A 26,045-nucleotide genomic window follows, 5' to 3' on the forward strand; every position below is an offset into this window, starting at 1 on the left:
TAATGCTTATGGCCGTACCCCTAGCCTGCATGGGGGTTACGGCCATAAGCAAATAAAATTTAACCACTCTGCCCGGCGCGATAGCCTCTCCATGGTATTCGCTGCAATTCACTCCAAGGCTAAAACTGAAGTGCCATGCTAGCACATGGATATGGTGTCCATGTTGATGTATAGTGACGAATTTAAAATAAATTCAGTAACCCATGCGCACTTTACCCAACATGACCCAGTTCAAATCACCACCAGAAAGTCATTACCGCCTAGACATTGAAGGTATGCGGGCAATTGCGGTTATTTTGGTTATCATCTGCCACGCATCTAGTACCATTTTAAGTGGCGGTTATATTGGTGTTGATATATTTTTTGTCATTTCCGGATACGTTGTAACCAAAAACATTTCATCATCCATTGAGCAAAATTCTTTCTCGCTCGTAAAATTTTACGCAAAACGTTGTAAAAGACTTATCCCTTCGCTTGCTGTCATTTGCTGCTTCTCATTTTTGTATTCATTACTCTTTAACATTCCCGAATCTTTACGGTTTACCGTTAAAAACATAGCCTTTATTTTTGGTTTCATTTCCAACAGTTTTCAAGCAGCCAACACTGGATATTTTGCAACTGATAGCCGCAGCATCCCACTACTACACATATGGTCACTATCCATTGAAGAACAGTTCTACCTATTACTACCCGCTTTCTTGTTTTTTACAGGAAAAAAATATCGTGCGGCGCTGTTGATATTTTTCTTTTGCGCATCACTTGTACTGGCTGAGTATCTGTTTCATAAAACACCGGGCCCTTCTTATTTTTCTTTCCCAGCAAGAGTATTTGAATTTATCCCGGGTGTTGCAGTGGCATTACTTGAAAGAACCCCCCACACACACAAGACAAATCATTTATATAATAAAATTCCTCTTCTTTGCCTTGGCTTTATATTATCAAGTGCCATTTTATTCACACAATACACTCCATTTCCAAGCCTTTACACTCTGATTCCTGTGCTTGCAACTGCAGGGCTTATCTTTTTTAATCAGCATGGAAATTTCTTAAACAACGTACTGTCAACGTCTCTACTCACTCACATTGGCAAGCTCTCTTACTGTCTATACTTATGGCATTGGCCTATATTTGTCGTTTTATTGAAGAATGGCGCAAGCAATAATGCGCTGTTCTATATTGGCATTCCTGTCACTTACCTGTTGGCATTAGGCACAAGCTTTGCAATTGAAAATCCGATTCGAAAAATGGAAATGGCACCAAAGAATGCCATTCTATACTTTACAATTCTTCCCTTTGTAATATCACTTAGCCTGGTCATCACGGGAAAATATACCAGTAATTTTGAATTTTTATATAACAACACAACACAATTGATAAGCAAAGTTGGAAAAGACACTGCATGGGAGGATGCTCGTACAGAAAAATGCTGGGTACAAACCGATTTTAAAATACAAAAAGACTGCATGCTTGGCGATACGAAATCAGATAAATTCGGCATTTTATGGGGAGACAGCCATGCATATCATCTGATTGACTTTATTGATCTACTAGGCAAAAGTGCTCATATAAAGTTCATGGATCACGCATTCAGCATGTGCCCTCCGGTTGAAAAAATGGATAGATTTTCACCAGATCATGCCATTGCACAGAATGATAGGCAGTGCAATCAACACAATATCAACACTGTCCAAGCCATCCTTAATGATAAATCTATCAACATAGTTGCAATATCAGCCACATGGATTACTTACGATGGTGGGAACAACACCACGCCAAATATACATGGATTTTACTCAGGAGAGTTCAGAAAGAAATTTCTGGATACATTAAACGTACTAACCCTGAGTGGTAAAAAAATTATTTTGTTCAATGACATTCCGTACCTAAAAGAGAATCAAATTGATTGCGCTTTAAAAAACAGCCTGCTACTCGCCCCAAAACAGATATGCAACTACCCGTCATCGGCCATTAGCACTGACCAGAATAACATCTCTAATTTTCTTAAAGATATTGCCCAAAAAAATAAAAATGTATTTTTTGTAGATACGCTCCATTCACCATGCTCAACAGATAAGTGTGAAATAAATTACAAGGGACTTCCTCTTTACAAAAACAATGACTATGGTCACCTGAATCGATATGGCAGCCGATCTCTTTTCGAGATGTTATTAGAAAAGGACCCACATTTTATTTCCAGGTTGAATAGCTTTTTAAGTTAATCAACCAGATACATTCCATGAAAGCGAATCATGCAAACAATCCATAGTGCCTGCAGCGCTTCAAATCTTCCGCCTGGAGGGCCAGTTTTTTCACCGGTGGCCGCCGGCCTATGGCGGCTGCACGACTGGAATTTTTCCACCGCTGAGCTGGCGAACTGGATCGAGCACGCCATCCAGCTCGGCATCACCACCTTTGACCATGCCGACCTGTACGGCGGCTTTCGCTGCGAGGCACTGTTCGGTCAATGGCTGAAAGCCAACCCCGGCCAGCGCGAGCACATCCAGCTGGTGAGCAAATGCGGCATCAAGCCGGCAGATGCCAGCCGTGGCTGGCAGGTCAAGCACTACGACAGCAGCCGCGCGCATATCCTGGCCTCAGTGGACGCTTCCTTGCAAAACTTGGGCACGGATTATCTGGACCTGCTGCTGATTCACCGCCCGGACCCGCTCATGAACCCGGACGAAGTGGCAGATACCTTTGCCAGCCTCAGGCAAAGCGGCAAGGTGCGGCACTTTGGCGTGTCCAACTTCAGCCCCAGCCAGTTCGCCCTGCTCTCGTCCCGTACGGTCTTGCTCACCAATCAGGTGGAAGCCTCGCTACTGCATACCGCACCCTTGTTCGACGGTAGGTTCGACCAGTGCCTGCAAGCCGGCATCCGGCCCATGGTGTGGTCGCCACTGGCAGGCGGGCGCTTGCTGCAGACAGACGCCAGGACACAGCTGCATGCCACCCTGCTGCGCATTGCCAGCGAGCTGGGCGTCAGCCCGGCCACACTGGCACTGGCCTGGCTGTTGCGCCACCCGGCCCGGCCCATCCCCATTTCCGGCTCGCGCCGCCTGGCTTCGCTGGATGAAGCAGCTGCCGCCTGCCGCCTGCAACTGGACCGCCAGCACTGGTTTGCCCTGCTGGAAGCGGCCCACGGCCAGCCAGTCGCCTGACTGCTTGTGCAAGATCGGCATTTTTGGCCTTTTTTTCTGCAACACTTCACCTAAGCTCAATAAGCGGGACAATGACAAAGGGGATATGGCATGCAAGTGGCTGAACTTTTCGAGCAGGCATCCGGACGGTTGCCGATGGTACCCAAGGTGGTGCAGGAACTGATTGAAAGCTTTCACAAGACCGATATCAATATTGATGAAATCAGCGACAAGGTCGGGCACGACCAGGTACTGACTGCCCGCGTACTGCGGCTGGCCAATACCGCCCGCTTTGGCGGCAGCCGCCGTGTGGGTTCGCTGGACGATGCCGTGGTACTGCTGGGCTTTGACAACCTGCGCATTCTGGTGATTGCCTCCGGCATTACCAGTGCCACCGCCGGCATACCGGGCTTTGACATGAAAGGCTTCTGGCAACGCAGCTTTGCCATGGCGAATACCGCCAAGCGGCTTTCCCGGCTGGCCAAGCTGGACGCGCAACTGGGTTATACCTGCGGCCTGCTGTCGAACATCGGTGAGCTGGTACTGCACGTGGCCATGCCGCAACAAGCCGCGCAGATCGACAAGATCGTGGCCGGCGGAGCAGACCGGGTCGCCACCGAACGCATGTTGCTGGGTGTGGACCTGACCGAAGTGGGGGCCGAGTTGGCACGGCGCTGGAATTTCCCGGACGACATCCAGCAAGCCATTCGCGATCAGCACGACTTGCTGGGCGATGTCTCACGCTTTGCCATCGTGATTGGCCTGTCGGCTTATCTGGTCGCTGGCTTCAATCACGACATGAGCGAGGGCGACATGCTGACCACCCTGCCCTGGAGCGTGGTGGACAAACTGGGCATTGAGCGCGATGCACTGACCGGTGCCATCGGTGATCTGAAAGAAGCCTGCACCGGCATCGACGATATGTTCTGATTTACCCGGCAAACGACAATAAAGGCTGCTGACCAAGTAAGTTGGCGCAATTGCACCGGACCCGGCAGAGCCGGGGCTTTCGGCTAAGCGATGACTTCCGCAGCCTGCCCATTTATTCCCTATTCCTCCGCCCTTACCCTGTAAGGGAGCCTCGCTTTCTTTCTCAGAACGCGAGAGGGTTGTATCAATAAGCAAAAGGCTGCCTGTTGGCAGCCTTTTGCTTTCAAGGCCGACAAGGCAAGCCTCAGCCTTCTTCTTCCTCGCTGGCGGCCTCGACATGCCCCACCACGCCGACAAAACGGAATTCGATCTCGGCCATCAGCTCGTCGATACGAATCACGCTCAGCTGGATGCGGTCGCCACGCGCCAGTTCCGGCAGGCCGGGAATGCGTACCCGCATTGGCAGACCGTCGATACGCACCAGGTCTTCCTTGATGAAGGTGGCGGTGATATTGCTCACCCCTTCCTGAGTGAACCAGCGCAGGCACCAGAAGTGTTCCAGCTTGTCCTGGAAACCCAGATAGGCCGAATAGGTGGTGTCAAAGTCACGCAGCAGGGCAAACAGCATGGCATTGCCTTGCTCGAACTGCGGCTTCTCGCCACGAATCATCGCAGTGAGCTGGCGCTGGTTGACGAAGTCGGTGGCGCGACGCAGCGGCGAGGTGGCCCAGGCATATTGCGCCACGCCCAGACCGATATGCGGCTCGGGACGGGTGGTCATGCGTACCTTGCCCATGCTCTGGGCACGATACATGGCCGGGATATCCGCTTCGGCCAGCATGCGGCCCCATTCGCTATTGGCCAGAATCATCAGTTCCGACACCAGCTTGTCCATAGGGGCACCACGCTTGCGCAGGGTGATCAGCACCTTGCCATCCACCACATCGAAGTTGTAGTCCATCTGCACCGGACGGGTGGGGTCGTATTTGCCACGGCGCTTTTCCAGCGCGTTGGCGAAGTGCCACAGCCAGGTCAGCTCGCGCTTGAACGGGTAATCCACACCCGGGTCGTTCAGCAAGGTGTCTTCGTTGAACTGCTGCTCCAGCTCGGCATGGCGCAGATTGGCAGCAATGCGCACTCGCTCGATACGGCTTTCATAGGCCACCGGCTCGAAGTCCGGCGTCACGTCCACATACAGGCTGAGCGCCGGGCAGTCCTGCCCTTCCTGCAAGGTAAAGGCCTGCACCACGTCATCCGGCAACATGGTGATCTTGCCACCGGGGAAATACACGGTGGACAGGCGGCCCCATACCAGCTTCTCGATGTCCGAATCCACCGGCACACCCAGCGTCGGTGCCGCAATGTGGATGCCCACGCGCTTGTTGCCATCCGGCAGGTCGACCACCGACAGCGCATCGTCGATTTCGGTGGTGTTGGCATCATCAATGGAGAAGGCCGCCACCTCGGACAGCGGCAGTTCTTCCGGCAACTGCGGCGGGGCGTATTTGCCAAAACCGCTGCCCTTGGGGAAGTATTCCATCAGGAAACCGGCCATCAGGTAGTCCGGTACCGAGCTGATGCCACCGACGCTTTGCGCCAGTTTCAGCGGCGGCTGGTTCAGCTCGCGCGCGGCCTGATCGAATGCCTTGAATTCCAGGGTGTTCTTGTCGGGCTTCCACAGCAAGGCCATCAACTGGCTGCGGATGGCCTCTGGCAGGGTGCCGGCCTTCAGCTCGGCCACCCAGGCGTCAATCTGCTCTTGCTCGCGCTTTTTGCGCTCGATGCCGGCCAGGGCGGCTTTCAGCGCCTCTTCCGGGGCCTTCTTGTAGCGGCCCTTGCCCTTTTTGTAAAAATACATGGGGGCGCCGAACACACGCAGGATGATGGCGGCGCTCTCCAGCGCGGAGGGGGCGTGGCCCCAGTAATCGGCGGCCAGCACATCGTGCTCGAACTCGTCTTCCGGACTGCATTCCCACAGGAAATCCAGATCAATTTCATCAGCCATTTTTTCTGCAGCAGGCAGAAAATCTGCCAGAGTCGAGCTAAACTCGAGAAAAACATTGCTTGATTTGATCTTGGCTCGCTTGCCATGCAGCGTATCTACCTGCAAGCTGGCATCGGCACGGGAAACAATGGTGCCAACCTTGAAAGAACCGCTTTCTTCGTAAAATACGTTCATTTGCGCGCCAACTGATTCAACAAGCCAGAATTATAACATTGAGCATTCAGGCCCTGCTTTCCTTTGCAATACCTTGAGCCTTGCCCATGTTTGTACAGCACTGCTGCACTGCCAGGCTGTCACACAGACCCTGCCCACGTCTGAATAACGGATATCACTATGAAGCTGGCAAGCAACCTACACCACTCGGCAAGAGAACACGCTGCGCGTGAAATCGATCGCATCGGCCACATGCTGGTGATGCGCTGGGACCGTTCGCTGGCGGCTCACCTCTTGGCACTACTTAACAATCTGGAACGCCACATCGACGCGGAACAGGCCTTGCCCTTGCACACCGAGTGCTCCGCATTACGCAATCTGCTACAGCTCTGGCTGTTGCAGAATGACGCCAGCCCAAGCGAACCGGAACGCTATAACGAACTGCGCCACCATCTGGGTATTGTCAGCCAGTTGGCCATGATGGCAGATCAACAGGCCACGCCCGAACAGTACAACACCGGTTTGAGCCAGCCCGGTCCGCATCTGCTGTACCTGTGGATGCCGGATAGTCATGAATCAGCCAGTCTGTGTGAACAATTAAGCTGCTACGGTTTTGTGGTACGCGTGGTGTACCAGGCATCCAAGCTGGCCCAAGCGCTGAGCGAGGCCAAACCGGCAGCGGTGGTGGCCTATACCGACTTTGCCGCCAGCGACCCCATTTTCACCCTGGCCGATACCTTGCGCGGCCTGTGCCCCTTGCTGTTCTGCTCGCCACGCATCGATTTTGATGCCCGCTTGCAGGCAGTTCGCGCCGGAGGCTCCGGTTTTCTGGGCTGGCCGGTGCTGGCACACGAGCTGATAGACAGCCTGAATTTTGGCGATCTGGGTGAAAAACGTGACCCGCTGCGGGTGATGATTGTAGAAGACATGGCCTCGCTGGCCGGCTTGTATGCCAGCGTGCTCGGGGGACATGGCGTTGATACCCTGCAGGTCACCGAGCCTGCCCGGGTGCTGGATGGCATCGTGCAGTTCCGCCCGGACCTGATCCTGATGGACATGTACATGCCAGGCTGTAATGGCATGGAGCTGGCGCAGATCATCCGCCAGCAGCGCTTGCTTGATGGCATTCCCATCCTGTTTCTGTCGGTGGAAAAGCGGCAGTCCATCCAGCTGGATACCCTCACGCTGGGTATTGATGGCTTTCTGACCAAGCCGGTGGCACCGGAAGAGCTGGTGGTGACAGTGATCAACCGCGCCCGGCGTTATCGCAAGCTGCGTTCCTACATCATCAACGACAGCCTGACCGGCCTGTTAAACCATTCTCATTTGTATGCCCAGCTGGAATACGAAGTACTGCGCGCCAAACGGGACCAGCGCGCCCTGTCGCTGGTCATGCTGGACCTCGACCATTTCAAGGTGGTCAACGATACCTATGGCCATCCGGCGGGTGATGAGGTGCTGGTCAACCTGGCCCGCTTCCTGAAAGAAAGGCTGCGCCGCTCCGACCTGATCAGCCGTTACGGTGGCGAAGAGTTTGCCATCGTCTTGCCCGGTACACGGCAGGAAGATGCCTTGCAGGTGATGGAGGCTATGCGGCTGGCTTTTGTGCAGATCGACCAGTTCAGCAACCAGCGTACCTTCCGCCAGACCTTCAGCGTGGGAATCAGCTCACTGGCCACTGCCGACACCACCACCACCCTGGTGCAACAGGCGGACGACATGCTGTATCAGGCCAAACATCTGGGCCGCAACCGGGTGCAGGCCTATACCCTGCCCACGGTGGATGTGTCCGCCGAGGGCTGACAGCAAAAACGCCCGCAGTGCGGGCTTCAGGCTGCTGACAAGGTTATTTGGTGCGCTTGTACTGGGCCCGGCAAAGCCGGGCCTTTCAACTAACTCCTGGATTCCGCAGCCTTCCCATCTATTCCCCTTTTCCCCGCCCTTGCCCAGCCAATTGAACATGGGAGCCTCGCTTTCCTTTCTGAAAGCGGGAGGAGATTATCAATACAGGCCTGGGTAAGGCTCAGACGGCATCAGCCAGAATCAGCCTTACATTGTGTTCTTCCAGCAGCTTGGCCAGCGACTCCGGCGGCTCGGCATCGGTGAACACGGTGTGGAATTCGCTGATATGGCCCATGCGCACCAGCGCATTGCGACCAAACTTGCTGTGGTCAGCCGCCAGATAACGGTGACGGGCATTGGCCATCATTGCTTGCGCCACCCGGACTTCGCGGTAATCGAAGTCCAGCAGCGAGCCATCGGTCTCAATGCCGGATACGCCGATGATGGCGTAATCCACCTTGAACTGGTTGATGAAGTCCAGTGTGGCCACCCCGGTAATGCCGCCATCACTGGCACGTACCACGCCGGAGGTAATCATCACGGTGAAATCCGGATTGGCCGACATGATGGACGCCACATGGATATTGTTGGTGATGACACGCAAACCCTTGTGGGTGATGGTGAGCGCCTGGGCCACCGCTTCGATGGTGGTACCGATGCTCATGAACAGCGAGGCATGATCAGGAATGCTACCGGCAATCATGTCGGCAATATGTGCCTTTTCGCTCTGGAATTTTCCTTTGCGCGCAAAGTAATCCTCGTTTTCCACGCTGCTGCCCAGAGCAGCACCGCCGTGATAACGGCGCAGCAAATTTTCTTCACACAGCTGGTTGATGTCGCGCCGGATGGTTTGCGGCGTGACATCGAGCAGTCTGGCCAGTTCTTCGATGGGCATGAAGCCATTTTCGCGGACCAGCTGCAGAATCTTGTCGTGACGGGGTGAGCGGCTCATAGGGATTCGATTCCGAAAATCATGTTTAGTTACTAACATATTTTCCGGTCAAAGGGCAAATGCTAGCACCCATCCGCCCTTGACCCGCCGCAAGCCGACGACAAATGCCGCCGGGCCTGCAACAAAAGCAGGCCCGGCAGGCTTCAGGCGAGAAGCTGTTGCATGGCGGCCCTGGCCAGCACCGCTGTGGTATCCACCGCGGCCATGCCGCAATTGGCCTCATCCAGCACCAGCGGCAGCTCGGTACAGGCCAGCGCCACACCATCACAACCTGCCGCCCGCAACTCGGCCACCACCTGTAGCAACTGTTGCAGGCTATCGTTGCTTACGCTGCCATTAGGGACCAGCTCTTCAAAAATCACCCGCTGCACAATGGCCTGACCTGCCTCATCCGGAATACACTCCTCCACCCCTACGGCTGCCAAAGGCGCACGGTACAGATGGGATTGCATGGTCCAGCGCGTGCCCAGCACACCAAGCCGGCGCAGGCCGCGTTGCTGACATTCTGCTGCCACCACATCCAGCATGCTGATGACCGGCAAGGGCGTACGCCGACGAATGCCATCAATGCAGCAATGCACGGTATTGGCGGGAATCACCGCAACATGGGCGCCGGCTGCGGCCAGCCGCTGCAAGGAGCCGACAATGGAATCTTCGACAATATCCCAGCGATCTTGCAACTGGGCCGCATGCACCACGCCAAAGTCTGGCTGATCCAGTACAAAACGGGGGTGGTGATGGTGACCGCCACACATCAGGGCGGAAAGTTGATGCATTTTGGACAGGCAATCCAGCGCACCGGGAACGGTAACGCCGGCAATGCCGATGACGGCTGCTTTCATCTTGCTGCTATGCCTCTACTCAGGGGTGTGCGTCTGCCTTGACCTTGGCAAGGGACAGGGAGGCATCATTATGCCATTCGGGACGATGCAGGAACTCGGAAATCGGCATCGCCCTGGCATAGCGATAGCCTTGCAGCAAGTGCGCACCATGACCGCGCAGATATTCTTCCTGTCGCAGGGTTTCCACCCCTTCGGCCACCACGGCCAGGCCCAGCTTGGCAGCCAGCTGCAAGATGCTGTCCAGGATATCGGCCGACAAACTGTCGCTACCAATGCCGGCAACAAAACTGCGGTCGATTTTCAGTTCGTCCACATCCAGCTTCTGCAAATAAGACAGGCTGGAATGTCCGGTGCCGAAATCGTCGATGGCAATACGCACCCCCATATCATGCAATTTTTGTAGCTGGGCGTCGGTTTGCGGGCCGGTTTTGATCAGCTCGCGTTCGGTCAACTCCAGGGTCAGCACAATGCTGCCCGGCGCAAAGGCCGATAAAAAGGTTGCGCAATCTTCAGGCAGGCTACCCGCTTCTATATGTTTGGCACTGACATTGATGCTGATCTGGAAACCGGGTGGCAAGGGACAATCTTTTAACTGTTCGGCAGTCTGCTGCATCAGCGAGCGCGTCATGGCCACGATATGGCCGGTGCTTTCGGCAAAAGGAATGAACAGATCCGGCAATACCAAGCCATCGACCGGGTGGTGCCAGCGCATCAGCACCTCCACCCCGCGCCACTGCAAATGCTCGGCATCAATCAAGGGTTGCAGGTAGGGAATGAATTCCCGTTCGCGCACCGCACGTTGCAATTCCCGACTGGGCGCGCCATTACGCAGCAGCAGACGATGAAACCCCCAGCTGAAACTGGCGCTGAACAACAAGAGCAAGGCCAGTTGATCCGGCTCCTGTTTCACCCGTTCCAGCAACATCCATGGCATGGAGTAATCCATGACAACGGATAGCGGATAATGCCCTGAACTGAGATAACTTTGCTGCCAGTACGGACGTTGCTGCGGGGAACTCATGCTGCCCTGCTCATCCAGCCAGCGCTCACCAACCTGCAGGTAAAACCAGGTGTTGTGGTCCTGATGGGCCAGTCTGTCCTTCAGGTAATCGCTGTCTACGGCAATCTGGATGCCGTTAACGTCAGGCCGTTTTGCCTCAAGCCACAACATCAGCAGGGGATGCCAGGGTGACAGGCGGTTTCCCGGCAACAGCAGCAGCCGGGTCTGATTCGGATACTCCTGCGAATAGGCGGGCGAGTGCCAGCCGATCACCGAGTCGCAATACACCCGACCATCATGATCTATCAGGCGCATCGAACGGACGTAGGACTGGGTGGTGACCTGGCGGCGGATTTCCGGATAAATGTTGCGACACTCCAGATCGGGCTTTTGCAACATAGCCTCGCCCGTGCTTTGCGCCTGATCGAGGATCTGCTCGATCTTTTCCAGTTTGTAAGCCAGCTGGCTTTCCAGTGCAGACTGGATGCCCGAGTAGAACTGGTAGAGCATCAACAAGCCGCCCAGCATGAACAGGGCCAGTCCGGGCAGCATGGTCAGCATGATGCGTTGGCTGCGTCCCAGTGGCTCTAGCGAAGGTAATTGCACGGCAATCTTCCAGTGAAACTGATCACAGCTGACACTGTAGGCCAATAAAAAACCGCCGATAGCGGCGGTTTGGTCTGGAACGGCGTTAACTGATCAACTTGCCAGTCTTGCCTTGTGGCGGGCGATCTGGGCACGTACCTGGTTTGGTGCGGTCCCGCCCACGTGGTCGCGCTGGGCCAGGCTGCCTTCCGGGGTCAGTACCTGGTAGATGTCCTGCTCGATCAGCTGGCTGAACTGTTTCAGCTCATCCAGCGACAGATCAGCCAGATCCACGCCACGGCCTTCGGCGTAGCGCACGCTCAGGGCTACCACTTCGTGGCTGTCGCGGAAGGGCAGGCCTTTCTTCACCAGGTAGTCGGCCAGGTCGGTGGCGGTGGCAAAGCCTTGCAGCACGGCAGCACGCATGGCATCCGGCTTCACGGTGACGCCGCGCATCATGTCGGCGTAGATACGCAGGGTGTCGATCAGGGTGTCCACGGTATCGAACAAGGGTTCCTTGTCTTCCTGGTTGTCCTTGTTGTAGGCCAGCGGCTGCGCCTTCATCAGGGTGACCAGGGCAATCAGGTGGCCCACCACGCGGCCGGATTTGCCACGTACCAGCTCCGGCACGTCCGGGTTTTTCTTCTGCGGCATGATGGAGCTGCCGGTGCAGAAGCGGTCGGCAATGTCGATGAAGCCGACGCGCGGGCTCATCCACAGGATCAGCTCTTCGGACAGGCGGCTCAGGTGCACCATCACCAGGCTGGCGGCGGCGGTGAATTCGATGGCGAAGTCACGGTCGGACACGGCGTCCAGCGAGTTGTGGCAGACATCGTCAAAACCCAGCAGTTGCGCGGTGTAATGACGGTCGATGGGGAAGGTGGTACCGGCCAGTGCGGCCGCGCCCAGCGGCAGGCGGTTGACGCGCTTGCGGCAGTCGGTCATGCGCTCGGCATCGCGTGCCAGCATTTCCACATAAGCCAGCATGTGGTGGCCAAAGGTCACCGGCTGGGCCACTTGCAGGTGGGTAAAGCCCGGCATCACGGTGTCGGCGTGTTTTTCGGCCAGTTCCAGCAGGCTGGTTTGCAGTTCGGCGATAAAGCCGACGATGGCGTCGATCTGCGCGCGCAGCCACAGGCGGATGTCGGTGGCCACCTGGTCGTTGCGCGAACGGCCGGTGTGCAGGCGTTTGCCGGCATCGCCGATCTTGTCAGTCAGGCGACGTTCCACATTCATGTGCACGTCTTCCAGATCCACGCTCCATTCCAGTCGGCCTGCGCGGATGTCGTCCAGGATTTCGGCCATGCCACGTCGGATTGCCGCCACGTCGTCGTCGGACAGCACACCAGCCTTGTTCAGCATGGTGGCGTGAGCCAGCGAGCCTTCGATGTCGAATTCGGCCAGTCGCTTGTCGAAGTCGATGGAGGCGGTGTATTTCTTGACGAGTTCGGAAACCGGTTCGCTGAAGCGACCGGACCAGGCATGGCTTTCTTGCATCTCGATGGTTCCCTGCGGTGATTGTTTTGGGCTACCCGTAGGCAGCAGCGGCAATTATAGGGAAAGCCACCCCTCAGGGCGAGTCGGCTCTTGCCCGGCTGTGGCATTACCGTGCCATGGGTGTGGTTTCAGCCGCCAGACAGTCAATCCGCACGGTTTGACTTGGCCCGATTCCACTATCGTCTGTGCAGAAAGGTAGGGCTGCGGCGTATGGCCCGGTTACCCTTGGGCAGGGGCTGGCTGGCCAGCGCCTGAGCCACCGACCTTGCTCGCGTCTGGTGCTGGCAGCTTGCTATGATGCAATTCCACCCTGCCCAATGACTGCACATGGATCAGCACCGTCGGCCACACTCGGTTTTTGCCATTCCGGATTTCCGCAATCTGGGGGTGATGCTGCGCATCCTGCTGCTGCTTAACCTGCTGTTGTTGGTCTGTACCCTCTACCAGGGCGATAGGGATGGCTGGTGGCTGCGCCTGCTGGCCGCGGCCAGTTGGGCCGAGCCTTCCATGCTGCTGGCGCTGGGCCTGCTGGGCGCTGTATCACCCTGGCTGGGCCGGCAGCGCCATGGCAGTTTGCTGGTGATGTTCATCAGCATGTTGTGTGTCCTGCTGCAAGACAGACTGCTCAATCCGCTGGAGCTGCCCCGGCTGGACCGCCCGCTGCTGGCCGGTCTGCTGGCGCTGCTGCTACTGCATTACTTCAGCCTGCGCCAACGGGCATTGTCCCCGGCGCTAGGCGAGGCAAGGCTGGCTGCGTTGCAAGCACGCATACGCCCCCACTTCCTGTTCAACAGCCTGAATGCGGCCATTGCACTGATCCGCACGCGACCGGAGAAAGCGGAAATGGTGCTGGAAAACCTGGCCGACCTGTTTCGCGCGCAGATGGCCGACCCCGGCCGCAGCTCGACGCTGGACAGGGAGATCGAACTGGCGCGCATGTACCTGGCCATCGAGAGCGAACGGCTGGGAGAGCGGCTGCAGGTGCGCTGGAATATCGACGCAGCGCTGGATGCCGCCCTGCCACCGCTGCTGCTGCAACCGCTGGTGGAAAATGCCGTGCATCACGGCGTGGAGCGTTGTAGCGCAGGCGGTGAAATCCGGGTGCGGGCAGAGGTAAAAGGCGGTCAATTGCTGTTGAGTGTCAGCAACCCCTTGTCGGCACAGCAGGACAGTCCGCATCAGGGTAATCGCATGGCACTGGATAATCTGCGCGAGCGACTGGCATTGTTTTACGATGCCGAAGCCTCCCTGCAAGTAGCCGAGGCGGATGGCCAGTACCACACCATGATCCGCCTGCCCTACCAGCCGGCAAGCCCGGCAGGGCAAAACCCTTTTCCCCGCTAGCCTCTCACGGAGTCAGACATGGGCAAGAACCGGCTGGAAGCCTTCAGCGATGGCGTGATTGCCATCATCATCACCATCATGGTGCTGGAACTCAAGATTCCGCATGACACCAGCCTGGCCGCACTGACCGCCTTGTGGCCGGTGTTCCTCAGCTATGTGCTGAGCTTTGTCTATGTGGGTATTTACTGGAACAACCACCACCATTTCTATCATGTGGTGCGCCATGTGGACGGACGGGTGTTATGGGCCAATCTGCACCTGCTGTTCTGGTTGTCGCTGCTGCCCTTTGTCACCGGCTGGATGGGTGAAAACCATATGGAGGCCCTGCCGGTAGCGCTGTATGGCGTGGTGCTGCTGATGTCCGCCCTGGCCTGGTATGTGATGCAGCGTACCTTGCTGTGTGTGCCGGGCAACCGCGAGGTGCTGCTGCATGCACTGGGCCGCGACCGCAAGGGCAGGCTGTCACCGCTGTTCTACCTGCTGGGCATCGGCCTGTCGTTTTATTCCAGCTGGCTGGGGGCCGCGGTGTACAGCCTGCTGGCATTGTGGTGGCTGGTACCGGACCGGCGCATGGAACAGGCCGCCAGCCAGCAACATTGATCTGTCATCACCAGCACAGTACGGCATAATCGCCGCTATCTCTCCTGACGGGTTTCTGCCATGAAAAACATTCCGCGCCCCGCGCCCTTCATGCTGTTGTCTACCAATCACGGCAGCATGATCGTCAATCGCAATGACTTTGCCCCGTCTGATGGCGAATCCTATGGCGTGGGCTATCAGCTGATGACGCAAAGCGGCTACGAGCAGGAGGAAGTGGACTTTGTGCTGGCCTTGCTGGCCAGTTGCCTGCGCGACCGGGGCGAGGGTGTGCTGGCCATCGACTGCGGCGCCAATATCGGCGTGCATACCATCGAAATGGCCCGTTTCATGTACAGCTGGGGCCATGTGGTGGCCTTCGAGGCGCAGGAGAAAATCTACTACGCCTTGTGCGGCAATATCGCCCTTAACAACTGCCTGAACGTGAATGCGCTCAACTCCGCCGTGGGCGAGCATTGCGGGCAGATCGACATTCCGGAACCGGACTACCTGCGTCCCGGCTCCTTCGGCAGCGTGGAATTGCAGCAGTCGGCCAGCAATGAATTCATCGGTCAGACGCTGGACTACCGGCACCGCACCATCCGCATCGACCTGGTCAGCCTGGATTCGCTGGGCCTGCAACGCATCGACTTTATCAAGATCGACGTGGAAGGCATGGAGGAACAGGTGCTGCGCGGAGCCGAACAATCCATCCGCCGCTGCCGCCCGCTGATCTTCATGGAAATCATCAAATCGGACATGACGGTCATCCGCCCCTGGCTGGAAGCACTGGGTTATCGCCTGTTCCCGGCGGGCGTTAACACACTGGCGGTGCATCAGGCTGACGCGCTGATTCCGCACCTGAAAAACGAAGGCGGCCGCCTGCAACTGGTATAAGCGGCCGTGCCTGGTGCTTAGAGCTGCCAGGCCAGCCGCGTGGCCTCGTAAATGGCCTCTTCGGCGGTGCGTGGCGTCTGGCAATCGCCAATGGCGTGCATCTCCAGCCCCAGCCCGTCCAGTTGCTGACGCAATGCGTCATCCGGCTGCGGTGGCTGGCACAGTACCAGGCTGTCGATGTCCTCGCACAGCATGGCTTCCTCGCTGGCGGTGTGCTGCAAGTACACCGTATGGTCATCCACACCATACAAGCGCGCATAAGGCAGGATGGCCACCTGCAACTGGTGCAGCCGCGCGGCCAACTGGTCGCGCACATACATCGGCAAGGCCTGTCCCATCAGCGGCGCGTTGACGGCCAGTGTTACCTGATGCCCGGCCTCGGCCAGCCGGATGGCCAGTCCCGGCCCCACCCAGTCGGCACGCCAGTCGCTCACCACGACCCGCGCGCCGACACTGGCACCCTGCAACACGTCCCAGCTGTCGTGCACCGGCAGGCTGCCGCCCACCTCCAGCCGTGGTATGGCAGGTGTGGCGCCACAAGCCAGAATCAGCACATCCGGCGCTTGTTGCTGCACCAATGTCCGGTCTACCCGACGCCGCAACACCACTTCCACCCCGGCCGCACGCAGTGCGTATTGCAGATTGGTGATCAGGCCGCCAAATTCCGCCCGTTCCGGCAGCTGTTGCGCCAGCAATACCTGCCCTCCCAATTGTTCCGTCGCTTCGTACAAGGTCACCTGATGGCCACGTTGCGCCGCAATCACGGCCGCCTGCATACCGGCCGGACCACCACCCGCCACCATCACCCGGCGCGGCGTGCTGGCAGGTGTCAGCACGCCGAATTGCAATTCACGCCCGGCGAGCGGGTTCTGGAGGCAGGAAATGGGCAGGCCGCGATGAAAACGGCCAATACAGGACTGATTGCAGGCAATGCAGGCACGGATGGCATCCGGCTGCTGCCTGGCCACCTTGTTGGGCAGCTCCGGGTCGCAAATCAGCGCCCGCGTCATGCCGCAGGCATCCACCACACCGTGCGCCAGCAGTTGTTCCGCTTCTTGCGGCTGGTTGATGCGACCAGCCAGCAACAATGGAATGGACAGCGCCTGGCGGAAGCGCCCGGCCGGAGTGGCCAGATAAGCCGCCGGAAATGCCATTGGCGGGGCAATATGCACCGCGCCGCCCAGGCTGGCCGAGGTACCTGCCACCAGGCTGACATAATCCAGCTGCTCTTGCAGGGCGGCACAGGCTTGCAAGGCTTCATCTTGCTGCAGGCCCTCGCTGTCGCGCTCGTCCAGCGAAATGCGCAAGCCCACCACGCAGTCGGTATCTACTGCGGCGCGAATGGCCGCCACCACTTCGCGCAGGAAGCGCAGCCTGCCGTCAAAGTCTCCACCATAGCCGTCCGTGCGCAGATTCAGCCGCGGGTTGAGAAACTGCACCGGCAGATAGCCATGGCTGGCGACGATTTCCACCCCGTCCAGCCCCGCCGTGCGGATACGCCACGCCGCAGCGGCATAGCCGGCAATCAAGGCGGCGATTTCGCTTTCGCTCAAGGCACGCGGCATCACGTGAAAGCGCTCGCTGGGCACGGCGGAAGCCGAATACGCCACCGCCTGCATGCCATCGGCGGTTTCCATGATTTCCCGGCCTGGGTGGAAAAGCTGGGCAAACAGCATGGCTCCTTCTGCATGCACGGCAGCGGCCAGCGCGCGGTAGCCGGGGATGCAACTGTCGTCAGTAGCCATCAGCGCGTGCGAGGTATAACGCGCGGTTTCGTGCACACCGGATACCTGCAGCACGATCAGCCCGACCCCGCCTCGCGCCCGCGCGGCATGATAGGCAATCAGCGCCGGGCTGACCTGGCAGTCCATCGGCAACACGGTATCGTGCCCGGTGGAAACAATGCGGTTACGCAGGGTCAGCTTGCCGATACGCAAGGGGGATAACAGATGAGGAAAGGCAGTGGACATGGCGACTCCAGATTCTGACTGCGGGTTGGCAACAGGCAGTTGCCGATATTCCGCATAAGCCGGGAGCTTGCCTGCTGGCCCATGGGCGGAAGGCGGGCCTCTTGCTGATTACCAGCAGTCCTGATAACGCAGGGTGGTCCCGGCCATGGCGACTGCCGGACAGGCTGAACGGCCAGACTGGCACACAGGCGTTACGGGGTGGCCGACGCGAGCCCACGGCACGCCGCCACCCCTTCCCGCACAGGCCGGGTTTACTTTAGTGTCGCCAGATACGCGATGATGGCATTGCGCTGGCTGGCATCCGGCAACCCGGCAAACGGCATGGTGTTACCCGGCACCGCTTGCTGCGGATTGGCCAGGTAGGCAGCCAGACTGGTTTTGTCCCAGACCTTGCCGTAGTCCTTCATTGCCCTGCTATAGCGAAAGCCAGGGACGCTCCCTGCCTTGCGCCCGATCACACCTTTCAGACTGGGGCCAACGCCATTGCTGCCGGTCACGCTGTGACAGGCGGCGCACTGGGCAAAGGCGGCGGGCGGCGTGGCCGGGCTGGCCGCCAATGCCGACACCGGCAGCAAGACAGCGGCGAACAAGAAAATGCGCATGGGAATCTCCTTAAGGGGTGGACAAGGCCGCACCATGGGTGCGGCCTGATTGCATTACAGGCGGCCTGGCCGTTGCAGATAGCGCAGCAGGTCGTCCCCCAGCCGCAGGGCAAGGGCAGCCAGCGGGCCGGTGGGGTTGTAACCGGAGTTGTGCGGATAGACCGATGCCCCCACCACAAACAGGTTGTGGGCATCCCAATGTTGCAGATGCGGTGACACCACACTGTCATGCGGTGTCTCACCCATGATGGTGCCGCCCACGATGTGGGTGGTCTGGTACAGCCGGCTGTCAAACGGTGTGACCAGAGCTTGCAGGCTGCCCACCTTGTCGGCGCCACAATGCCGGGCGATTTCCATCATTTTGCCGCTGACGAAGGCAGCCATTTTCTGCTCGTTGGCGCGGAAGTCGAAGGTCATGCGGATCAGCGGCCGGCCATAGGCATCGCGATAAGTCGGGTCCAGGCTAAGGTAGTTGCCACGGTGCGGATAGCAACTACCCTCGATGCCCAAGGACATGGAATGGGCATACCAGTCGGCATTGGCCTGCTTCCACGCAGTGCCCCAGCGCGGTGTGCCATCCGGCACCCGCCGTCCCTTGATGGGGCGGCCGCTGAACTGGTAGGCCTGAATGGTGGCACCGCCGAGAAAGCCCAGGCCGGTGTGGTCGAAATTGTCGTTATTGAAGTCATCAATGACAATTTGCGTACTGCCGCTGGCCAGGAAGGGGTTGAACCATTTGTCCTTGAAGAACAAATCCACCCCGGCATTCACCTGATAGCAGAAGTTCTTGCCCACCACCCCGGTATTGCTGACCGGGTCGTACGGTTTGCCGATCTTGCTGTGCAGCAGCAACTGGGTGTTGCTCATGGTGAAAGCCGCCAGCACGATCACCTCGGCGGGCTGTTCGTACTCCTCGCCGGTCATCAAGTCCAGGCAATGCACGGCGGTGGCACGTTTGCCGGCAGCATCGTAACGCAGCCCCAGTACCTGGGTATTGAGCCGTACTTCAAAGCTCTTGCGCGCGCGCAGCATCGGATACAGCAATACCTGCGGTGAACCCTTGGCATTGGCTTCGCAGATGAATCGCTCGCAATGGCCGCAATACTGGCATTGCCCCAGCTGCTGGCCGTCCGGATTGGTATAAGCCCCGGATGAGTTGGCCGCTGCCTGTGGAAAAGGGTGATAACCCAAGTGGTCACAAGCTTGTTTGAACACCTGCCCGGACTCCAGCACATGCAAGGGGGCCTGTGGATAAGCCCCGCTACGCGGAGCTTCGAATGGATTGCCGCCCGGCAGTTTCTTGCCGCCGATATTGCCGGCCTGGCCGGATACCCCGAACAGTTTCTCAAACAAATCGTGATACGGCTCCAGCTGGGCATAGGTCACCCCCCAGTCCTGCAAGGGCATGTCTGCCGGAATCGCCTGTTTGCCGTAGCGTTGCTGATAATGGCTGCGCAGTTGCGGGTCGTACTCGGCCCAGCGCCACAGGTGGCCGTTCCAGTGATTGCCGGCCCCGCCCAGCCCCTGTCCCGGCAGGAAGGATTCCATCCAGCGCACTGGCAGGGCGGTCTGGTTTTGCTGGTGGCGCAAGGTATAGGTTTCGCGCGACCAGTCCTGAATCAGCCCCTGTCGTACCGACCAGCGCAGTTCATCCCGCTGATTGGGCAGGCTGGATTCCGGCCCCTTGCTGTGATCGCCGCCGCGTTCCAGCACCAGTACATCCACCCCCTTGGCGGTCAGTTGGCGGGCAATCAGGCCAGCGGTCAGGCCGCCCCCCACAATGACCACGGTTTTGCTTGCACGTGTTTTCATGACCTGTCCCTAGCTGAAGTCGGCGATGGATTTGGGATGGGCAGCGCCGGGATAGGGCTTGCCAAGATACTGGACAACATCCAGTGCATGCGTGGCTGGCAGGCCGGGGTAGCCGATCATCTTCCAGAACACCATGCCCACATTGCCGCCATAGAGCGGGTCGGCAAAACAGGCTTCGGCAAATAGCGGGTACACCAGGGCGTTGAACCATTCCGCCAGATCCAGTTGCTCACCGGCCACTTGCCCCGCCGCCAGTTGCTGCAAGAAGGCATCGCCTTGTTGCGGTGTCAGGGCATCAAACAACTGGCCATAAAGCCGCTGCGCAGCGCGATCAGCTTCTGCTATGCCCGCCTTGAAATACTGCTCTGGCGTCAGCGGCAGTTGCGGCCCGCACTGGGCTGCCCCCTGCAAGAATGGCCCTGCGGCGTAGCGCCGCGCACCCTGGCCAAAACTGCCAGCCAGCTGACGGTCGATATAGATGGCCAGGCCGCAGTCCACCCCGTTGGGGGTGAAGTGATCTGCCGGACACATGATATTGAGCATGGCCTCGACAAAGGCGGCTTCGTCCGGACCAAAGCTTTCGTAGCCGTATACGGTATTGATCACCGGCTTGCCGGACGGTGCTGCACCGGCTTCTGCCGACTGCAACAACAAGGCTGTCGCCGTGCCGCCAGCCAGTGCCTTGCCTAGCGGCAAGCTGCCAGATGCTGCCGCCAGCTGCTTGAGAAAAACCCGGCGGGCACTACCGGCAGAATCCGGAGGAGGAAAATCGACAGGGTGGGTCATGGCATGCTCCTGAAGGGCAGTTACGGAGTGTCATCAGTACGGACTCAAGGTGCGCCCAGGCAGTGCTTCATCGCACTGTCGAGCTGACTGGCTGGAGCATGATTGCCCGGCAACAGCAAAAACAAGGGGCTTAAGGGCGCGGGAAAAGGAAAAGGAAATTTCGCCACTACCAAGGAAAAAAATGACGCACAACAAATAATTCTTCGGCAGCCAACTCCGGAAATCAGCCGGGGACAGTGCAAGGCATCAGGGAGAAAGTTGCAAAACAGTAACTTTGGCTTGTAGTAAACCGCCCAGCACGCCTCTGGACTGCGTGCTGCGCAACGCAGTTACCACAGTTACAGCACGTATTTCGTCCAGTCCCACCCATGGAGAAACCCACTATGCGCCATCAAACTGTTGGTGAAGTCATCATCGAAACCCTGGAACAAGCCGGCGTAAAAAACTGCTACGGCATTGTCGGCGACACGCTCAACCACATCACGGATGCCATTCGCCACAGCCAGATCAAATGGGTACACGTGCGTCACGAGGAAGTGGCTACCATGGCCGCCGGAGCAGAGAGCTATATGACCGGCAGACTCACTGCCTGCGCCGGCAGCTGTGGCCCCGGCAGCCTGCATACCATCAATGGTCTGCTGGAAGCACACCGCAATCGCTCGCCGGTGGTGATGATTGCCACCCAGGTGGCGCTGACCGAACTGGGCATGGAGTTTCCGCAGGAAGTGGATCTGGCCGCCATTTTCCGCACCTGCAGCCATTTTTGCGCCACGCTGTATCATTCCTCCCAAGCCAGACGACTCACCGCCCAGGCGGCGCAGGCGGCCATCAATCTGCGCGGTGTGGCCGTGCTGATTGTGCCGGGCGATCTGGCGGGGCAGCAGGTGCCGCCGGGGCTGCCATTCAGCGCACATCACCCACAGCCCGTATGTAGCCCGTCCGAAGCCGAACTGGATGAAATGGCACACTTGCTGCTGTCTTCCGAGCGGCTGACACTGTATTGCGGCTCCGGTTGCGCCGATGCCCATGCCGAAATCGTGGAACTGGCACGCAGGCTCAAGGCCCCGGTGGCGCACACCAGCCGCGCCAAGGATTTCATCGAGCCGGACAACCCCTTCAATGTGGGCATGACTGGCATGCTGGGTATTGAATCGGGCTATCACTCCACCCAGGAATGCGACACCTTGCTGCTGTTGGGTGCCGACTTTGCCTGGACATCTTTCTACCCGCACCGCGCCACCATCCTGCAGGTGGACAATCAGGCCACCCACCTGGGGCGGCGTCATCCGGTGAAACTGGGCGTGGTCGGCGATATCCGCACCACCTTGCAAAAACTGCTGCCGCGTCTGCCGGAACGGCATGATGACAACTTCCTGCAGGAGTGCCAGAAGCTGCATCAGAAATCACTGCACTGGCTGGCGGAACAAGAAAAGCCGGGGCACAACGGCCTGATTCACCCGCAATATCTGGTGAAGCTGATAGACCAGATGGCCGCTGACGATGCTTTTCTGGTGGGAGACTCCGGCACGGCCATGGTCTGGCTGCTACGCCACACCCGCGCCAACGGCAAGCGCCGCACACTGGCCAGCCTGATTCACGGCACCATGGCCAATGCCATGCCGGAGGCGCTGGGCATCAAGAACGCCTTCCCGCACCGGCAGGTGATTGCCATCTGCGGTGACGGCGGTCTGTCCATGCTGATGGGGGATTTGCTGACCATCGTGCAAGAGGGACTGGACATCAAGATTGTCATCCTCAACAACAGCGCGCTGGACTTTGTCGAGATCGAACAAAAGGTGGAAGGCCTGATGAACAGCTTCACCGACCTGCATAACCCGGACTGGGTCAAGCTGGCCGAGGCGGTTGGCTTCAAGGGCCTGCGCGTGGAGCATGCCGAGCAGCTGCCGGAAGCCGTTGCGCAATGGCTGGCCGAGCCCGGCCCCATGCTGCTGGACGTCAAGGTGAACCAGTATGAGCTGATCATGCCGCCCACCGTCACCACCGAAGAAGTGCTGCACACCGCGCTGTACTCCGCCAAGGCCATTCTGTCCGGCCATGGTGGGGAAGTGGTGAAGCTGATCGAAAGCAATTTCCTGCGCCGTTAAGCCTTGGGCCCCGGCCGGCCTAGCCATTTGTAGGCAAGAAAAAACCGCCACCCAAGGGTGACGGTTTTGCCGGTTTAGCAGCATGGGGGCTGATCAGCCGCTGTTACGCAAACCCGCCGAGGTGCCATTGATGGTGAGGTGAATGGCGTATAGTGCCTCGGCATCGTCCGGGTTGGCACGCAGGCGCTGCAGCAGGTCGGCCTGCAGCAGGTTGAGTGCATCCAGATACGGCAGACGGGTTTCCAGACTGCGATGCAGGGTGGGGTTCTGTTCCAGCAGGCTGGTCTGGCCGCTGATGGCAAAGAAGGCGTCGTGCGTCTTCTGCCATTCCGCCTCAATCTGGCCAAACAGCTTGTCGGCCAATACCCGGTCTTCCACCAGCGCGGCAAAACGGCGCGCAATGCCCAGGTCCGCCTTGGCCAGCACCTGTTCCATATTGGACAGAATCACCTGGAAGAAGGGCGATGTGCGATACAAGCCTTGCAGACGGGCCAGGCCTTCGTCGCCATGGCGGGCAATGAAACCGGCCACGGCCGAACCGAAACCGAACCAGCCGGGCAGCATCACCCGCGATTGCGACCAGGAGAACACCCAGGGAATGGCGCGCAGGTCCTTGATGCTGGCCAGGCTCTTGCGCGACGCCGGGCGGCTGCCGATATTGAGCTTGGCAATGGCGTTGATCGGCGTGGCTTCCAGGAAGTACTGCATGAAGCCTTCGGTTTCCACCAGTTGGCGATAGGCCTTGAAAGCGGCTTCGGACAGTTCGTCGAACACTGCACCATCCGCCTCGCCGCTGGGGTGAGTGGTGAGGCTGGCTTCCAGCGTGGCAGCTACCAGCGCTTCCAGATTACGGGTACCGATGTCGGGGTCGGAATACTTGGAGGCAATCACCTCGCCTTGCTCGGTAATGCGGATACGACCGGCTACGCTGCCGGCCGGTTGCGCCATGATGGCCTCGAAGGACGGGCCACCACCACGGCCCACCGAGCCGCCACGACCATGGAACAGGCGCAGCTTGACGCCGGCCTTGTCAAAACTCTGCACCAGGCGCTGTTCTGCCTTGTACAGCTCCCACTGGCTGGTGAGATAGCCGCCGTCCTTGTTGCTGTCGGAATAACCCAGCATCACTTCCTGCAGCATGCCGCGGCTCTTCAGCAGCAACTGGTACCACGGCAGCGCAAACAGCGTATCCATGATGTCGGTGGCAGCCACCAGGTCGGCAATCGTCTCAAACAGCGGCACCACGTTGATGGTGGACACCGGCAGGCCGTTGTGCAGCCGGATCAGGCCGCTTTCCTTCAGGATCAACGCCAGCGCCAGAATGTCGCTGACCGAAGCGCAGTTGGAAATGATGCTCTGGCTGATGGCCTCGGTACCGAACTGCTGCTGGATCAGCGCGGCTTCGCGGAAGATGGCCAGCTCTTTTTCGGTATCGGCGCTGTACTGCTGGTACGGCGAGTACAACAGGCGCGGGGTGGCCAGTTCACGCAGCAAAACGCGAATGCGCGCGGCCTCGTCCAGCGCCGGGTAATGTTCCAGTCCGGCACTGGAAAACAGTTCGCTCACCACGGCTTCGTGCATGCCGGCAAACTGGCGCAGGTCCACCGGCATCAGGAAGAAGCCGAACACTTCCACCGCGCGGCGCAGGCGGGCCAGACGGCCATCGGCCAGCAGGTCGCTGCCATGGGCAATCAGCGAATCCGCCACGATGGCGAGATCTGCCTGGAAGGCGGCGGTGTCACGATAGGCTGCGGCCACCGGCCAGCGGCCACGCACCGCCAGCCCCAGCTCGGCAGCCTTGCCCAGCAAACGGGCTTCAATGGTGGCCAAGGCGCGGCGATAGGGTTCCTGCTCGCGGCTTTCCTTGTTGTCCGGCGTCTGGTCGGACAGAGCCTGCAAGGCCGGGCTGACCGTGACGTGACGCTCGGAGAGAGACAGTTCGCGGTACAGCGATGCCAGCTCGGACAGGTAGTGCTCAAAGGCCTGGGTGGCCTGCAGGGTGAAGGCATGGCGCAACACGGTGGCGTTGACGTTGGGGTTGCCGTCACGGTCGCCACCAATCCAGCTGCCCACGCGAATGAAGGGCGGCAGGACAGGCGTTTGCCCCCAGGCAGATTCCACTTCCTTGCCCAGGCGCTGGTACAAGCGTGGCAGGGCGGAGAAGAAAGTCATCGGGTGGTAGGCCACGCCGTTCTTGATTTCGTCTTCCACCGACAGCTTGAAATGGCGGATTTCCGAGGTCTGCCACATGGACAGGATTACCCGCTTGAGCTTGCCATCCAGTTCGGTTTCCTCTTCCGGTGTGATGTCCGGCGAGCCGAGCAGACTGAGGAATTTACGCACCGCGCGGTGACCGTCCAGCACACTCTGGCGCTGCACTTCGGTGGGGTGGGCGGTGAGGATGGCACCGACATAGGCGTCCTGCAGGGTGTCAGACAGCTGGGCAAAGCTGACGCCTTCTTCTTTCAGGCGGGCCAGTGCGCGGTTGAGGCTGCCTTGCTGCGGGCGCGAACCGGCAATCTGGTGCGCACGACGACGACGGGTGTGGTGCAGGTCTTCCGCGATATTGAACAACTGGGCATACAGGCCACAGGCGCGTACCAGGGCGGTAGTGGCCTTGGGCGACAAGGTGTCCGGCAGCGGCAATGCACGCTGCTCCGGGGTACGTGCCGCAATGGCCTTGACCTCTTGATACACCTGCGGGCCTTCCTGGGCATGCAGTACTTCGCCCAAGAGGCGGTCCAGCCGCGCCAGGTCGGCACGTAGGGGAAGATCCTTGTCCAGCTCCGTCATGTCCTGTTTCCTTTGTTGCATTGTCTGGCCAATCGGTACTGTCACCATGACAAGCGTGGCATGGCCGTTGGCCTGTTTATTAAATGGTCGGGCAACCTGTTCAAGTCAGACGGCAATCTGACTTCAAGCGGCTGCGCAACGACCATCATAGGCAGCATTACCGCTGTAGTGTGTTCATTACCGAATTTTCCTGATTTTTTTCGCACATTTTGTGCACAACAGCAACGCGGGTTCACCCTTGACTGTGACCATAAGCAACAAATGGCTTTTCCTTGAC

Annotated in this window: 18 protein-coding genes; 8 read left to right on the forward strand and 10 right to left on the reverse strand. The window is 58.7% G+C overall.

The genetic code is table 11. The annotated features are described in order from the left end of the window. The first annotated feature begins 203 nt into the window (after positions 1-203). The 3 genes from HWX34_RS06790 to HWX34_RS06800 all read left to right on the forward strand — a co-directional run bounded on the left by HWX34_RS06790 (position 204) and on the right by HWX34_RS06800 (position 4,067). Positions 204-2,219, forward strand: a complete 2,016-nt coding sequence (locus tag HWX34_RS06790) for an acyltransferase family protein (protein ID WP_178971519.1) — start codon at positions 204-206, stop codon at positions 2,217-2,219. Positions 2,220-2,315: 96 nt separating this feature from the next. Continuing rightward, entirely contained in the window at positions 2,316-3,158 is an 843-nt protein-coding gene (locus tag HWX34_RS06795) for an aldo/keto reductase family oxidoreductase (protein WP_370459681.1), read from the forward strand. A gap of 90 nt (positions 3,159-3,248) precedes the next feature. Further along, positions 3,249-4,067, forward strand: coding sequence for an HDOD domain-containing protein (locus tag HWX34_RS06800; protein ID WP_178971521.1), 819 nt, complete (start codon positions 3,249-3,251; stop codon positions 4,065-4,067). A 244-nt stretch (positions 4,068-4,311) separates the two neighbouring features. On the opposite strand, the gene HWX34_RS06805 is transcribed toward HWX34_RS06800, so the two are convergent. After that, entirely contained in the window at positions 4,312-6,186 is a 1,875-nt protein-coding gene (locus HWX34_RS06805) for a ribonuclease catalytic domain-containing protein (RefSeq protein ID WP_178971522.1), read from the reverse strand. 159 nt (positions 6,187-6,345) lie between these two features. Between HWX34_RS06805 and HWX34_RS06810 the strand changes: the two genes are divergently transcribed. Further along, positions 6,346-7,968 carry a diguanylate cyclase gene (locus HWX34_RS06810; protein ID WP_255496595.1) on the forward strand — a complete coding sequence of 541 codons (1,623 nt, stop codon included), beginning with the start codon at positions 6,346-6,348 and terminating at the stop codon, positions 7,966-7,968. Between the two features lie 220 nt (positions 7,969-8,188). Here the strand turns inward: HWX34_RS06810 and HWX34_RS06815 are convergent, their stop codons facing one another. The 4 genes from HWX34_RS06815 to argH all read right to left on the reverse strand — a co-directional run bounded on the left by HWX34_RS06815 (position 8,189) and on the right by argH (position 12,883). Next, entirely contained in the window at positions 8,189-8,959 is a 771-nt protein-coding gene (locus HWX34_RS06815; protein ID WP_059286917.1) for a DeoR/GlpR family DNA-binding transcription regulator, read from the reverse strand. A gap of 143 nt (positions 8,960-9,102) precedes the next feature. Next, positions 9,103-9,801 carry an aspartate/glutamate racemase family protein gene (locus HWX34_RS06820; RefSeq protein WP_178971523.1) on the reverse strand — a complete coding sequence of 233 codons (699 nt, stop codon included), beginning with the start codon at positions 9,799-9,801 and terminating at the stop codon, positions 9,103-9,105. Positions 9,802-9,820: 19 nt separating this feature from the next. Then, positions 9,821-11,407, reverse strand: coding sequence for a cyclic diguanylate phosphodiesterase (locus HWX34_RS06825; RefSeq protein WP_178971524.1), 1,587 nt, complete (start codon positions 11,405-11,407; stop codon positions 9,821-9,823). 93 nt (positions 11,408-11,500) lie between these two features. Then, positions 11,501-12,883, reverse strand: coding sequence for an argininosuccinate lyase (gene argH, locus HWX34_RS06830; protein WP_178971525.1), 1,383 nt, complete (start codon positions 12,881-12,883; stop codon positions 11,501-11,503). A gap of 327 nt (positions 12,884-13,210) precedes the next feature. Between argH and HWX34_RS06835 the strand changes: the two genes are divergently transcribed. Genes HWX34_RS06835 through HWX34_RS06845 form a run of 3 tightly spaced genes read left to right on the forward strand, consistent with a single transcriptional unit; the run spans position 13,211 to position 15,700 of the window. After that, the gene (locus HWX34_RS06835; protein WP_218645077.1) at positions 13,211-14,227 is read left to right on the forward strand and encodes a sensor histidine kinase; all 1,017 of its coding nucleotides are present in this window, start codon (positions 13,211-13,213) and stop codon (positions 14,225-14,227) included. Between the two features lie 18 nt (positions 14,228-14,245). Continuing rightward, entirely contained in the window at positions 14,246-14,827 is a 582-nt protein-coding gene (locus HWX34_RS06840) for a TMEM175 family protein (protein WP_178971526.1), read from the forward strand. Between the two features lie 60 nt (positions 14,828-14,887). Then, complete coding sequence (locus tag HWX34_RS06845) at positions 14,888-15,700, forward strand: FkbM family methyltransferase (RefSeq protein ID WP_218645078.1); 813 nt, start codon at positions 14,888-14,890, stop codon at positions 15,698-15,700. Positions 15,701-15,717: 17 nt separating this feature from the next. Here the strand turns inward: HWX34_RS06845 and HWX34_RS06850 are convergent, their stop codons facing one another. The 4 genes from HWX34_RS06850 to HWX34_RS06865 all read right to left on the reverse strand — a co-directional run bounded on the left by HWX34_RS06850 (position 15,718) and on the right by HWX34_RS06865 (position 20,870). Further along, positions 15,718-17,670 carry an FAD-dependent oxidoreductase gene (locus HWX34_RS06850; protein ID WP_178971527.1) on the reverse strand — a complete coding sequence of 651 codons (1,953 nt, stop codon included), beginning with the start codon at positions 17,668-17,670 and terminating at the stop codon, positions 15,718-15,720. 251 nt (positions 17,671-17,921) lie between these two features. Continuing rightward, positions 17,922-18,272, reverse strand: coding sequence for a cytochrome c family protein (locus HWX34_RS06855; RefSeq protein ID WP_178971528.1), 351 nt, complete (start codon positions 18,270-18,272; stop codon positions 17,922-17,924). A 54-nt stretch (positions 18,273-18,326) separates the two neighbouring features. Then, the gene (locus tag HWX34_RS06860) at positions 18,327-20,084 is read right to left on the reverse strand and encodes a GMC family oxidoreductase (RefSeq protein ID WP_178971529.1); all 1,758 of its coding nucleotides are present in this window, start codon (positions 20,082-20,084) and stop codon (positions 18,327-18,329) included. Between the two features lie 9 nt (positions 20,085-20,093). Continuing rightward, positions 20,094-20,870, reverse strand: coding sequence for a gluconate 2-dehydrogenase subunit 3 family protein (locus HWX34_RS06865; RefSeq protein WP_178971530.1), 777 nt, complete (start codon positions 20,868-20,870; stop codon positions 20,094-20,096). Positions 20,871-21,253: 383 nt separating this feature from the next. Between HWX34_RS06865 and HWX34_RS06870 the strand changes: the two genes are divergently transcribed. Next, positions 21,254-22,975 (forward strand): thiamine pyrophosphate-dependent enzyme, encoded by a 1,722-nt coding sequence (locus HWX34_RS06870; protein ID WP_178971531.1) that lies wholly within the window; start codon positions 21,254-21,256, stop codon positions 22,973-22,975. 93 nt (positions 22,976-23,068) lie between these two features. Here the strand turns inward: HWX34_RS06870 and ppc are convergent, their stop codons facing one another. Beyond that, positions 23,069-25,768, reverse strand: a complete 2,700-nt coding sequence (ppc, locus tag HWX34_RS06875; protein WP_178971532.1) for a phosphoenolpyruvate carboxylase — start codon at positions 25,766-25,768, stop codon at positions 23,069-23,071. Positions 25,769-26,045 lie beyond the last annotated feature (277 nt).

This window comes from Aquitalea sp. LB_tupeE (assembly GCF_013391415.1).
GTDB lineage: Bacteria > Pseudomonadota > Gammaproteobacteria > Burkholderiales > Chromobacteriaceae > Aquitalea.

What these genes read in the sequence shown, in the direction of transcription:
- HWX34_RS06790 (WP_178971519.1), top strand. Translation starts at nt 204, where the DNA reads ATGCGCACTTTACCCAACATGACCCAGTTCAAATCACCACCAGAAAGT.
- HWX34_RS06800 (WP_178971521.1), top strand. Translation starts at nt 3,249, where the DNA reads ATGCAAGTGGCTGAACTTTTCGAGCAGGCATCCGGACGGTTGCCGATG.
- HWX34_RS06805 (WP_178971522.1), bottom strand. Translation starts at nt 6,186, where the DNA reads ATGAACGTATTTTACGAAGAAAGCGGTTCTTTCAAGGTTGGCACCATT.
- HWX34_RS06810 (WP_255496595.1), top strand. Translation starts at nt 6,346, where the DNA reads ATGAAGCTGGCAAGCAACCTACACCACTCGGCAAGAGAACACGCTGCG.
- HWX34_RS06815 (WP_059286917.1), bottom strand. Translation starts at nt 8,959, where the DNA reads ATGAGCCGCTCACCCCGTCACGACAAGATTCTGCAGCTGGTCCGCGAA.
- HWX34_RS06820 (WP_178971523.1), bottom strand. Translation starts at nt 9,801, where the DNA reads ATGAAAGCAGCCGTCATCGGCATTGCCGGCGTTACCGTTCCCGGTGCG.
- argH (WP_178971525.1), bottom strand. Translation starts at nt 12,883, where the DNA reads ATGCAAGAAAGCCATGCCTGGTCCGGTCGCTTCAGCGAACCGGTTTCC.
- HWX34_RS06835 (WP_218645077.1), top strand. Translation starts at nt 13,211, where the DNA reads ATGGATCAGCACCGTCGGCCACACTCGGTTTTTGCCATTCCGGATTTC.
- HWX34_RS06840 (WP_178971526.1), top strand. Translation starts at nt 14,246, where the DNA reads ATGGGCAAGAACCGGCTGGAAGCCTTCAGCGATGGCGTGATTGCCATC.
- HWX34_RS06845 (WP_218645078.1), top strand. Translation starts at nt 14,888, where the DNA reads ATGAAAAACATTCCGCGCCCCGCGCCCTTCATGCTGTTGTCTACCAAT.
- HWX34_RS06850 (WP_178971527.1), bottom strand. Translation starts at nt 17,670, where the DNA reads ATGTCCACTGCCTTTCCTCATCTGTTATCCCCCTTGCGTATCGGCAAG.
- HWX34_RS06855 (WP_178971528.1), bottom strand. Translation starts at nt 18,272, where the DNA reads ATGCGCATTTTCTTGTTCGCCGCTGTCTTGCTGCCGGTGTCGGCATTG.
- HWX34_RS06860 (WP_178971529.1), bottom strand. Translation starts at nt 20,084, where the DNA reads ATGAAAACACGTGCAAGCAAAACCGTGGTCATTGTGGGGGGCGGCCTG.
- HWX34_RS06865 (WP_178971530.1), bottom strand. Translation starts at nt 20,870, where the DNA reads ATGACCCACCCTGTCGATTTTCCTCCTCCGGATTCTGCCGGTAGTGCC.
- HWX34_RS06870 (WP_178971531.1), top strand. Translation starts at nt 21,254, where the DNA reads ATGCGCCATCAAACTGTTGGTGAAGTCATCATCGAAACCCTGGAACAA.
- ppc (WP_178971532.1), bottom strand. Translation starts at nt 25,768, where the DNA reads ATGACGGAGCTGGACAAGGATCTTCCCCTACGTGCCGACCTGGCGCGG.